Source organism: Tahibacter aquaticus, assembly GCF_004363655.1.
Classification (GTDB): domain Bacteria; phylum Pseudomonadota; class Gammaproteobacteria; order Xanthomonadales; family Rhodanobacteraceae; genus Tahibacter; species Tahibacter aquaticus.
This window is the reverse complement of the sequence record NZ_SNZH01000020.1, coordinates 1-12891: the sequence shown is the minus strand read 5'-3', so window position 1 is coordinate 12891 and position 12891 is coordinate 1. Positions and strand designations below refer to the sequence as shown.

Here is a 12891-nt window from a genome sequence, read left to right as displayed (position 1 = left end):
CACTTCCCCGACTATGGATGACATCTCGCACGAGAGCGGACCATGGCGGCGCGGCCGTGGTCCGTTTTCGCGCTAGTGGAATTCGAAAAGTTTGGCGCGGCTCTGTCCCGGCCTGAGGCGGAATGCCGCAAATCCCTGCTTGTCACGAAACTGCAAATAGATATTTTCCTGCAACACGTCCGCAAACAGCTGGCCAGGCTTCTTGCCGAAGGAATGGCCGGGATATATCCGCGTCTGCGGGCGCAGTTCGCGTTTCAGCCGCTGCAGGCTGTCGAACATCTGGTGCGCGGCATCGACGCCGGGACAGATGCCGCAGCCTTCCGCAAACAGCACGTCGCCGGTGAAAAGGTTGTCGCCGATCAGGTAGCAGACACAGCCCGGCGTGTGGCCCGGCGTGAGCAGCGGCCGTATCAGCATCTGTCCTACCCACCAGGCGCTTTCCTCGATGCCGACCAGTTCCGGCGCGCGGAAACCCGATGCGGCGATTTCCTGCCGGGACATCCACAGCGGACAGCCGTACTTCTGTGCCAGCGGCTTGGCCAGGTCGATATGGTCGGGGTGCGAATGGGTCAGCAGGATGCCATCGAGTTCGGCGCGCGCCTGCAGCAGCGCCTCTTCGATCACCTCGGTCTGCCAGGCCGGATCGACCAGTACCGCCCGGCGGGTGGCCGGGTCGATGACGAGATAGTTGTAGTTCGTCATGGAACCGCGGGCGGTGCGCAGCACCTCGACTTCGGGGGCGAACACCGTGGACCGCGCTTGCACCGGGTTCCAGCTCATTCCTTGACTCCCCCCTGGAGTCTTGCCGCGCACCGCCGCATTGCGGTTCCCCGGCGGGAACCGAAAAGGCAAAAAAATGCGCGAAGGCCCGACCGTGACGACACTCGCCACGCAGGCGAGTGCGGAAGTAGACGCGATGGCAAAGTTATCGTCAAGACTGTTTTCCAAAAAGTTCGCCGGCTGAATGATCTATTCGTACAAATAGGCAATGTCTGTACGAGTTACCTGCAACGATTTGCATTGCTACAGACTTACCGAGACGTTGTATTCCTTGATCCAGGCGCCAACCGACAGCACACGCTCCAGGTCGGCACGCTCGTAGTGCAGCGAGCGGCCCGCATTCGCCGGCCGCGCCAGCAGGCGCTCGATATAGCGCTTGTTGAACAGCGGTGCGGCCGGATGGCCAGCGTCCTGGGCCAGTTCGCTGACGCGGGCGCGCAAGGCCTGCTCGTAGCTCGGGTCTTGCGTCGACGGATACGGGCTCTTCTGCCGTTCCACGATCGAGGCCGGCAGCAGGTCGCGGGTGGCCGCGCGCAGCACGCTTTTCTCGCGGCCGTCGAAGGATTTCATCTGCCAGGGAATATTGAATACATAGTCGACCAGGTGCGGATCGCAGAACGGCACGCGCACTTCCAGGCCTACCGCCATGCTCATGCGGTCCTTGCGGTCGAGCATGAACTGCAGGAAGCGCGTCAGGTGCAGGTAGCTCAGTTCGCGCATGCGCGCATCGGTGCCGCTTTCTCCGTCCAGCCGGGGCGTTTCGGCAATCGCCTGGGCATAGCTTTCGTCGTGGAATTCGCTCAGCTTGAGTTGCTCGCGCACATCGCGGTTGAGGATCTCCGCGCCGTTGAACACCGTGCCGGTGCCGGACAGCCAGGGAAACTTCCTGCCGTCGACGACATGCGGCTCGTGAAACCAGGCATAGCCGCCGAAGATCTCGTCCGCCGATTCGCCGGACAGTGCCACGGTCGATTCGTTGCGGATGGCGCGGAACAGCTGATACAGCGACGAGCACATGTCGCCGGACAGGTTCAGCGGCATGTCGCTGGCCTGCAGCACCGCGCGGTTCAGCGCCGCGTCGTTCAGTTCGCGGCTGTCGAGCACGATTTCCGTGTGATTGCAGCCGGTATGGGCGACGAATTCGCGCACGAAAGGCGTGTCGCGCGACTTGTGCGGTCCGCTGTCGGCAAAGCCGTCGCCGTGGCTGGTGAAATCGACCGAGAACGAACGCGTCGCATTGCCGTCGCGCGAGGTGATCTGGTGCGCGAGCGCGGTGATCGCCGAGGAGTCCAGCCCGCCGGACAGCAAGGTGCACAGTGGCACGTCGCTGACGATCTGCTGGCGCACGGAATTGCCCAGCAGCTCGGCGACGCGCTCGATGGTGCGCGGCAGGTCGTCTTCGTGGGTATGCGAGGCCAGGCTCCAGAACTGGCGCTTGCGCATGCCGTGGCGGTCGAAGCGGATCACCTGCCCCGGCCTCACTTCGTGCATGCCCGCATACGGCGTGCGTTCCGGATTCTTCGCCAGCACGAAGATTTCGCGCAGGCTGTCGCCGTCGGCGCGCGCGCGCACGTCGGGATGGGCCAGTATGGCCTTGGGTTCGGAACCGAACAGCACCCCGCCGCCCAGCGGAAAGTAGTACAGCGGCTTGATACCCATGAAATCGCGCGCCAGCAGCAGGGTTTCGCTGCGTGCATCCCAGATCGCGAAGGCGAACATGCCGTTGAGGCGTTCGGTCACGCCTTCGCCCCATTGCAGATAGCCGCGCAGCACCACTTCCGTGTCGCTGCGCGTGGCGAAGCGGTGGCCCAGACGCTCCAGTTCCTCGCGCACTTCGACGAAATTGTATACTTCGCCGTTATAGCTCAGGCAGGCGATGGTGCGCTCGCCTTCGGCCTCGATCATCGGCTGCACGCCGCCGGACAGATCGATCACCGCCAGGCGGCGGTGGCCCAGGCCGATATGCCGGTCCACCCAGACGCCGCCCGCGTCGGGACCGCGCAGCGCCAGAGTCTGGGTCATGGCGGAAATCACGTCGCGCCGTTCGCGCAGATCGCTGGAGAAACTTAGCCAACCGGCAATTCCACACATTACTTGACGCCTCCTGGGCAAACCATTTCCGCGGCAGGGCTGCCGAATGTCATCAGCCGGCCTGCGCCAGCGGGTTGATTGAATCCACGTGCTGCAGTGCTTTCAGCGCCAGCCCCTTGAACGTGACCAGCACATCGCCCTGCTCGTTGAGCAGGTAGATATCGAAGCTGCGCACATCGTCGTGGCCGCGGCTGGCCGGCACTGCCTGCGCATGCGCGTAGCAGGCGCGCGCAACACGGCGCACGATGCTCAGTTCCTCCAGCGCGAACGGCACATAGGCCGTGCGCACCTGCACGCCGTCGAGCAGCGCAAGGGCAGCCTGGAATGCGCCGTCGATCAGCGCCGGATGCAGCACGAAGCGCTCCGCACGGCTCTCCGGCGCCTGCGCCAGGGCCAGCCGGGCCAGTGCGCCGCCGCCGCCGCACCAAAGCTCCTGCACACTGCGAAAAGCCGTTCCGCAGGCGATGCCGCGCGATTCCAGGCGCTGGTAGTGCGTGGCCGCATCGAGCGGCACACCCTGTGCTTTGAGGCTGGCGATCGAATGCGGCGCATCAATGCTCGCCGCATGGCGCGAACCCAGCAGCAGCCGCCCTTCCGAATGCACGGTCTTGTGGCTGCCGTCATCGAGCGAAGTAACTACGTACTCGATGCTGTCGCCGATGTCCTTGACGTAGGTGCGCACCAGCTGCACGTCCGACTGCACGCGCAGCGGCTGGCTCCAGACGATATCGCGCACGCCGCGGATGCGCCGGTCGCCGGCCAGGCTGGCGCAGGCGCAGGCCAGTTCGAGGATGGCCGCAGCGGGCAGCACGCGCGCGCCTTGCAGTGACAGCTGGAACTCCGCCAGCAGTGCACTGGAAATCCACGAGTCGAAACTGATATCGCGCAACGTGGACGAGTTGTACGAGACCAGCGGATGCAGGCGCTCGACCGTGGCCGATTCAGCCGCGGCAGGTGCGCTGCCGGCTTCGTCGACGATCCAGCAGCGCTCCTGCGCGAACGGATAGGTCGGCGCAGCAATGCGTGGCGGCGGCACGGCTCCATACAGGCGCGGCCAGGCCGGGTCTTCGCCCGCAACCCAGCGCTGGGCGCAGCCTTGCGCACGCTGCAGCGGCGATGCCGTCGCTTCGTCCGCCGCGGCGACGCGGCGCGCGCTGCGGCGTGCCTCGACCCGGCCGCGATACATTCCGTCGCCCTGCCCTTGCGCCAGCCAGTCGCGCAGGCGCGCGGCCAGTTCCGCCGGCTGCGTCGCGACCAGTGCCAGGCGTTCCTTCATCGCTTCGCGGCCGACCTGCACGGTGTGGCACAGCGCCGCAAGATCGACCTGCGGCTGCGCGTCGAGGAAATCGGCGAAGCGCTGCGCGTAGTCACGCAGCGCGTCTTCGCTGTCCGCCGACAGCGCCAGCACCTGCGGTGCGTGTGCCGCGGCGGGAACGGCGCCGGCGACGTGTTCTTCCAGCACCAGACAGGCATTCACGCCACCGGCGCCAAAGGAATTCACCAAGGCACGGCGCGGCGTGTTGCCGCTGCGCGGCCAGGCCGCCAGCGACTGCTGCAGATAGAACGGTGATGTGGCCAGGTCCAGATCGGGGTTGGGTTCGGCCGAATGCAGGCTGGGCGCAAACTCGCCGTGCTTCAACTGCAGCAGGGCCTTGGTCATGCTGGCGATGCCGGCGGCCGATTCGGCATGGCCGACGTTGGACTTGACGCTGCCGAGCGAGCAGTAGCCGGTCCTTGTCGTGCCACGGCGGAATGCCTGCGACAGGGCCAGCACTTCGAGGCTGTCGCCCAGCGGCGTGCCGGTGCCATGGCCTTCGACGCAGCCGATGGTTTCCGGGTCGACCTCGGCCGCGGCCAGCGTGCGTGCGATCAGTTCCGCCTGCGAATTCGGATTCGGCGCGGAATAGCCGTTGGAACGGCCGCTGTGATCGAACGCGCTGCCCAGGATGACGCCGTGGATGCGGTCGTTGTCGGCGATGGCCTGTTCCAGTGGCTTGAGAATGAAACAGCCCACGCCTTCGCCCGGAATGAAGCCGTCGTCACCGGCGCCGTAGCTGCGCGTCTTGCCGCCGCTGGCGAGCATGCCGCGCTGGCACAGCGACAGGTATTTCGACGGATGCAGGTAGAGATTCACGCCGCCGGCCACCGCGACCTGGCATTCGCCGCGGCGCAGGCTTTCGCAGGCCATGTGTACCGCGACCAGCGAGGACGAGCAGGCCGTATCCACCGGCAGGCTGGGGCCCTTGAAGTCGAAGAAATACGACACGCGGTTGGCGATGGACCAGGGCATGGCGCTGGGCGTCAGCATGTTGCCCTGGCGGCGAGCGTCCTCGGCAAGCTGGGCGTACGAATTGGTCGTCACGCCGACGAAGACGCCGACATCGGCACTCTTGCCCTTGGCATGCCTGGCGCGCAGATCGTCGCGGGTATAGCCGGCGTCTTCCAGTGCGGTCCAGACCGATTGCAGGAACAGCCTCTCCTGCGGGTCCATGATCTTGGCCTCCTCGCGCTGGATCCTGAACAGCGCAGGATCGAATTTATCTACATCTGCCAAAAATCCACCGCTGCGGCAGTAGATCTTGCCGTTGCCGGCGGCCGCGGGATCGGCGTCGTAGCAGGCGTCGGCGTCCCAGCGCTCGGGCGGCACGGTCTGCGTCGCGTCGCGGCCGTCGCGCAGCAGCTGCCAGAACTCGTCCAGGTCGCGCGACTGGGGATAGTGGCCGTGCACGCCGATGATGGCGATCTTCTGCGTGGCCGACTGCGCCGCGAGCAGCGCCGACAGGCTGGCCGGTTCGCCCGCAGCAACGACGCCCACGGGCCGCGCGGGTGCTTGGGCCGATGCCGCTTCGACGGCTAAGGGCTCGACGACGGCGGTCTCGATGGCCATGGACTCGACCGCTGCGGATTGAATTTGCAGCGGCGGCGCGCCCCCTATGGCCTCGATGGTTTCGACGGCAGCCACGCCCGCAGGCATCTGCGCAGCGAAGAGCACGCGCATAGGCTCGGCATACTGCCGCACCAGGAAAGCGCTGACTTCGGCCACTGTCTCGTGCTCGTACAGCAAGGTCTTGGGCAGCTCGCCCAGATCGCGTTCCAGCGCCGCATTGACCTTGCTGATCGCGACCGAGTCCATGCCGAAGGATTCCAGCCGTTCGCGCGCATCGATGTGCTCCGGCGCCAGCTTGATCTCGTCGCCGATCAGCGCCTTCACGTAGGCCAGGGTCCGGGCCAGCAGGTCCGTGCCTGCGGTGGAACGCGTTTCGGCGGCGACTGTCGCGACGGCAGCCGGCACGGCGGCGGCGGCGGCGAGATTCGCGACTGGCTTGCCCGTGCCGCGGATATACGCATCGAGGCGCGACGCGAGGCCGTACAGGGCAATGCCCTGGGCGGTATCGCAACTCAGCATTTCCTCGAACAGGCGCAGGCCCTGCCCGGTCGGCAGCGGCGCCAGGCCGGTGCGCGCCTGCAGCAGCGCCAGATGTTCGGCCGACACCTGCATGCCGCCGTCGCGCCACAGCGGCCAGTCGATGGACAGGGTGCGGCCGGCGCGCAGGCCTGCTGCATGCTGGCGTTCGCGCCGCTCGGCAAAGGCATCGAGGAACTGGTTGGCGTAGGCGTAGTCGCTCTGGCCGACATTGCCGTTCACGCCGGCGATCGACGCAAACAAAATGAACAGGTCCAGTTGTTCATTGCGTGTGGCGCGGTCGAGCTGGATCGCACCGCCGATCTTGGGATCGAACACCGCGCGCAGATCGGCGGCGGTCTTTTTCAGCACGTAGCCGTCGCGGGTGACGCCGGCCGCGTGGATGACGCCACTGAGCCTGCCGTAGCGCGCCTTGATTTCGCGCACGACGCGCTCGGCATCCTCGGCACGCGAGACGTCGGCCTGCATGTAGACGATTTCCGACGCGTGCTGGCGCAACCGCGCCAGCCGCTGTTCGTGCTGTGCGGTCGAGGCGGAACGGCCGACCAGCACCAGCCGCGCAGCGTAATGCTGCGCCAGGTATTCGCCGAACAGCAGACCCAGTCCGCCGAGGCCACCGGTGATCAGGTACACGCCGCCCTGCTTCAGCGGCACGCGGTCCAGCGCCGCCGCGGGCGCTGCGCGTTGCGCAATCTGCCGCACACAGCGCTCGATGCTGCTGCCAACCGCGCGATAGCGCACTTCTTCGACCGCGGCGCGGACATCGGCAATTTCGGCGACTGCGATCGCGACTTCGCCGGCCAGGGTCAGGCCGGCATCGCCGTCGATGCTGACGACCTTGCCGCTGAAGCGTGGCTGCTCCAGCGCGAGAGTTTTCAGGAAGGCCGCCAGGGCCTGGTGCTGCGGCGCCGCTGCGTCAGCGATAACGACGTAGCGCGTCGCCGCGGCCAGGCCCATCAGCGCCTTGGCCACGTGCAGCAGGGCAAATACCGGATCGTGCAAGCTCGACGTGCCCGGCAGGGACTGGTCCAGCGTCACGCCGTCGCTGCAGCGATGCAGGATCACATCCGGCAGCAGGCCGCGCTCATTGAGTGCGGCAAACAGCTGGCGGAAATCCTGCTCTTCGCCGGCTCGCACGTCGAATTCGGCCGGCCCCTGCTCGCGATACGCAGCGGCGAACCTGACCCGCACCAGCGGTGCGGCAGAGCCGAGCTGCGCGGCCAGCGCGCGGAATACCGTGTCGGTGCTGTCGAGAACCAGCAAGGTGCCGTGGGCAGCCGCGCCCTGCGCCGGCAAGGGCGCCGCGTGCCAGCTCACGCCGTAATGCAGGCACGTCGGCAGTTCCGCCACGACAGGCAATGCAGCCTGCGCCAGCGTGGCAGCCGGCGTCACCGCCTCGAGCGGTGCGCGCACAGCGGCCAGCGGCGTCGTATCGATCCAGTAGCGCTGGCGCTCGAACGGATACGTCGGCAGCGACACGCGCCGCGCGGTGCCGGTTGCATGCAGCAGCGACCAGTCGATTTCTGCGCCGAGCGTCCACAGGCGCGCCAGCTTGGGCAGGTCGCGGCTGTGCAGCAGTTCGTGCAGGAAGGCGCGGCCGGCGGCACCGTCGACCAGCAAGGCCGTGTCGTGGTTGCCGTCGAGGCTGTTGCCGTAGAGCAGGCCCTGGGTGTCGCCCGCATCGGGCGCGGCAACTGCGCGCTCGCCGCCGTCCTGCGCGGCAATCCAGCCCTGCAGTGCGGCGACGAAGGCGGCCAGGTCGGCGGCGACGAAGGCCAGGCGCGCATTCATCGCGCTGCGGCCGACCTGCAAGGTATAGGCAACCTGCTCGGGCGCCAGCTGCGCGTGACGCTGAAGGAATTCAGCCATGCGCCGCGCATGCCGCACCAGGCTGCGCGCACTGCGCGCCGACAGTACGAAGACATGGCTGGTAGCGGCGGCGGGGCTGGCGGCGCGCGTATCGCGGTATTCCTCCACCACCATGTGCGCGTTCGCACCGCCGGCGCCGAACGAGCTGATGCCGCTGCGCCGAGGCTGGCCATCGCGGCGCGGCCAGGGCGCCAGCGTGGTCTGCACGTAGAACGGCGACTGGCTGAAATCGATATTCGGATTGGCCGGTTCCGCATGCAGCGACGGCACGCGCTGCGCATGCTTGAGCTGCAGCAGCACCTTGGTCATCGCCGCGATGCCGGCGGCAGATTCCAGATGTCCAATATTCGACTTTACCGAACCGATGGCGCAGTACTGCTGCGCCTCGCCCGCGTCGCCGAAGGCCTTGGCCAGCGCGGTGATCTCGATCGGATCGCCCAGCGCGGTGCCGGTGCCGTGCGCTTCGATATAGCCCAGCGACTGCGGTTCGATCTGCGCCTGGTTCAAGGCATCGCGGATCAGCTCAGCCTGGGCGTTCGGGTTCGGCACGGTATAGCCGTTGGTCTTGCCGCCGTGGTTGATGCTGCTGGCGCGCACCACGCCGTAGATATGGTCGCCGTCGCGCAGCGCATGCTCCAGCGGCTTGAGCAGCACCGCGCCGACGCCTTCGCCGGGCACGTAGCCATCGCCGCCCGCGCCGAAGCTGCGGCAGCGGCCGTCGCTGGCGGCGAACTTGCCCTGGCTCAGGGTCAGGTATTTGTGCGGATGCACCGACACATTCACGCCGCCGGCAATCGCTGCGTCGATGGTGCCGCGGCGGATTTCCTCGCAGGCCAGGTGGATCGCCGTCAGCGACGACGAGCACATGGTGTCGATCGCGATGCTCGGCCCGTGCAGGTTGAAGAAATACGACACGCGATTGGCGATCGAAGCCTGCGACGAACTCGGCACGCCGACATGGCCCGCAGCCAGCGAATTGACGCCGTACAGCTCGTACTGGCCCCACATCACGCCGACGTAGACGCCGGTACGCGTACCGGCCAGGCTCTGCTTGCTGTAGCCGGCGTCCTCGACGGTCTGCCAGGCGGTTTCCAGGAACAGGCGTTCCTGCGGGTCCAGCAGTTCCGCTTCTTTCGGCGCAATGTTGAAGAACAGCGGATCGAATTTGTCGATATCCGAGATGAAGCCGCCCCACTTGCTGTAGCTCTTGCCGGGCTTGTTGCGGTCCGCATCGAAGTACAGCGCGTGATCCCAGCGTTCGGCGGGAATCTCGCTGATGCAGTCGCGGCCTTCGCGCAGCACGTCCCAGAAGCTGTCGACGTCGTCGGCCAGCGGGTACTTGCCGGCCAGGCCGACGATGGCGACGGCACGTCCGCGCGATTCGGTTGCCGTGCCGAAGGCGCGGCGCGGCGCGAATTTCGGCGCGGTGGGCGGTGCTGCAACGGCGTGTGCAACGGCCGGCCCGGCGAGCGCTGGCGCGCTCGCGGTAACGCGCGCTATGACCTGCGGAAACGCCTTGGCCAGGTATTTCGCCAGCGCGGCGATGCTCTGGTATTCGAAGAACAAGGTCTTGGACAGCGAGCCGAAAGTCTGCTCCAGCAAGGTGGTCAGGCGCATCGCGAGGATGGAATCGATACCGTAGTTTTCCAGCGGCAGCTGCACATCGATGCGCTGCGGCGGCAGTTTCAGCGAGGCGGCGAACTGCTGGCGCAGATATTCCTCGGTGAGTTGCAGCAGGTCCGGGCTGGCGCTTGTGGCGATGGCGGGCGCGCTCGCCCGCGACACGGCCGGCAGGCGTGCAGCTGGCGTGGCCAGCGCCGTCTCGCCCTGGCCGAACACCGTGCGGCGCATCGCCGCCAGATCGCCTTGCATCACCAGGCCACGGCCCATGCCCTGTGCCAGCAGATGGGCGAAGGCGCGCAATCCGTTGACGCTGGACAGCGTGCGCATGCCGGTGGCCTGGGCGATCTGCTCCTGCAGCGGCGCCGGCAACTGCATGCCGCCGTCCTGCCACAGCGGCCAGTTGACCGACAGGCTCAGGCCGCGCCGCTCGCCCGCAGCGACACGCTGGTTGCGGTACTGCGCGAAGCCGTCGAGGAAGGCGTTGGCTGTGGCGTAGTCGGCCTGGCCGACATTGCCGAAGGCGCCGGCGAGCGAGGAAAACAGCGCGAAGAACTGCAGGTCGTTATTGCGCGTGGCGTGATCGAGATTGACCGTTCCGGCCACTTTCGGCGCCAGCACGGCGCGGAAGTCCGCCGTGGATTTGTGCCGCAGGAAACCGTCGGCGAGCATGCCGGCGCTATGCAGCACGCCGTCGAGCGCACCGAACTCGCGCACGACCTCGGCAACCAGTGCGACGACCTGTGGCGCATCGAGCAGATCCAGCGCGCGATAGTGCACGCCTGCCCCGCCTGCCGAATTCAGTTCGGCCAGGCGCTGGCGGCGCACTTCATCCAGCTCGCCACGGCCGGTCAGCACGATGCGTGCGGCCGGCGCCTGCGCAGCAATAGCGCGCGCGAACAGCATGCCCAGGCCACCCATGCCGCCGGTGATCAGATAGACGCCGTCGGGCTTGAAAGCCGCACTGGTTTCCGCAGGGATGGACAGCTCCTCCCAGTGCAGGCCCTGCATAGAGCCATCCGGGGCAAAGCGCAGCAGCGCTTCGCGCGGATGCGCCTGGGCCCGCTGCAGCTGCTGCGCCAGCGCTGCCGCGGTTACGCCCTGGCCGGTCACCACGACCTGTCCGTGGAACAGTGGATTTTCCAGCGCGGCGGATTTCAGCAGCGCCGCCACGCCGGCAGATAGCGCGTGTTCTGCGCTGTCCGCAATGACCCACTGCAGCAACAGCGGACCGCTCGGCCTGGCCGCGAGCAAGTCGCGGATCCGTTCGAAGCCGGCGATGGCGTGCGCGCTGTAGCGCTGCGCCAGGTCGCCTTCGGCACCGGCCGACACGGCGCTGCATTCGCTGCCGGGCAGCAAGGCTTGCAGCTCGGCCGTGGCGAGATGCGGCATCTCGCACAGCACGACCAGGTGTTGCGGCCAGTCTGTCGCCGTCGTTCCTGCGGCGATCGCGCGCCACTGCGGCACCGCGGCCAACAGGCCCTGCCCCGTCGTCTGCGCGGGCGCTGCCGTCAAGCTACGCGTCGAAAAACCGCGCAGCTGCACCGCAATCAGGCCGCGCTCGTCGCACAGGTCGATATCGAGCCGGGCTACGGCATCGTCGTTGCTGCTGCCGGCGGCATAGCGCAGCCAGGCCCACATCGTCGCCGACGCCTTGCCGAATATGCGCAAGGTGTCGAGTGCAAACGGCAGCCGTGCCGACACCGTGTCGCCGGACAGCGCCAGCGCCGATTGCAGCGCGGCATCGAGCAGGCTGGGATGCAATACATAGGCGTCGGCATCGGCGCGCACGCAGTCCGGCAGTTCCAGCCGTGCCAGCACTTCGCCATCGCCGCGCAGCACCTCGCGCACAGCTTTGTGCGCCGGCCCATAGCGCAGGCCCAAGCCTTCCAGCGCCGCATACAGTTCCGCAGCAGGCCAGCCGTTGCGATCCATGCGCTGCTGCAATTGCGCGATGTCCACGATTTCCGGAATGGTTTCCTGTACGTAGATGGCCTGGCCGGCGCTGTGTTCGAGCGGGTTGTCGCCGCCGTCGCCGCTGACGATGCTGTAGTCGATGCGGCCGTCGTCCGCGGCATTCAGCACGATGCTCACGCTGGTGGCGTCCTGCACGCTGAGCGGCTGCGCCCAGGCGCAGTGGCGCAGTTCCAGCACGCCGCTGCGCCAGGCGGCCGGCACGGCCTGTTCGATGGCGGCGCGGGCCATTTCCAGGTAGGCCACGGCCGGCAGCACGCGCTGTTCGACGCCGCCCAGCAGTACGCGATGATCCGCCAGCCAGGGCTCGCCGCCGCCAAATACGCTGCGATAGCACTGCCGGCTCAGGTCCGACACATTGGCATGCAGCAGCGGGTGCAGCATGCTGCCGGCCGCCGCTGCCGTAGCCGCTGCACCGCCTGCTGCCGCGTCGATCCAATAGCGCTCACGCGCGAACGGATAGGTCGGCAGGCTGATGCGCGCCGGCGCCGGCGCGCCGTACAGCGCGGCCCAACGCACGTCCAGGCCCTTGCTCCACAGCTCGACGACCTTGCCGAGCTTGCCGCCCGTCAGCCAGCGCTCGACGGTCTGCTGCAGGTCGGCGTCGCTGCTGAACAAGGCCAGGGTGTCGCGGTGGCGCTGGATCTGGCCCTGGTGCACCGTGTCGATATCGGCGTCGCCGGCCAGCCACAATTGCAATTTTTCCAGCAGTTCCGCCGTGCTGGCGACGACCAGGCCGAGGCGTTCGTCCATGGCCTCGCGGCCGATCTGCAGCGTATGCGCCATTGCCACCAGATCGGTCTGCGGTGCGGCGGCAACAAATTCCAGCAGGCTTTGCACCTGTTCGCGCAGCTGCTGCAGCGTGCGCGCCGACAGCAGTATCGCCACCTCGGCGTGCGGCGGCGACGCCAGCGCGGCGGCGACATATTCCTCGACGATGACATGCGCGTTCGACCCGCCGGCACCGAACGAGGAAATGCCCGCGATGCGCGGCAGGCTGCGGCCGTCGATCACCGGGGCGGCCCAGTCGGTCAGGTGCTGGTTGACGGTGAACGGACTACCGGCGAAATCGATATGCGGATTGAGCGTGCGCGAATGCAGCGACGGCACGATCTGGCGGTGCTGCATCTGCA

Annotated in this window: 3 protein-coding genes; all 3 read right to left on the bottom strand. The window is 67.3% G+C overall.

The window, feature by feature from the left end; translation table 11 throughout:
• Positions 1–72 precede the first annotated feature (72 nt).
• Positions 73–780 (bottom strand): MBL fold metallo-hydrolase, encoded by a 708-nt coding sequence (locus DFR29_RS24710; RefSeq protein ID WP_133821324.1) that lies wholly within the window; start codon positions 778–780, stop codon positions 73–75.
• A 243-nt stretch (positions 781–1023) separates the two neighbouring features.
• Positions 1024–2871 (bottom strand): asparagine synthase (glutamine-hydrolyzing), encoded by a 1848-nt coding sequence (gene asnB, locus DFR29_RS24705; RefSeq protein WP_133821323.1) that lies wholly within the window; start codon positions 2869–2871, stop codon positions 1024–1026.
• 52 nt (positions 2872–2923) lie between these two features.
• Complete coding sequence (locus DFR29_RS24700) at positions 2924–12868, bottom strand: SDR family NAD(P)-dependent oxidoreductase (protein WP_208113711.1); 9945 nt, start codon at positions 12866–12868, stop codon at positions 2924–2926.
• Positions 12869–12891: the final 23 nt, after the last annotated feature.

Excerpts from the sequence above, each read along its gene's own strand:
- DFR29_RS24710 (WP_133821324.1), bottom strand. The coding sequence starts at position 780 with ATGAGCTGGAACCCGGTGCAAGCGCGGTCCACGGTGTTCGCCCCCGAA.
- asnB (WP_133821323.1), bottom strand. The coding sequence starts at position 2,871 with ATGTGTGGAATTGCCGGTTGGCTAAGTTTCTCCAGCGATCTGCGCGAA.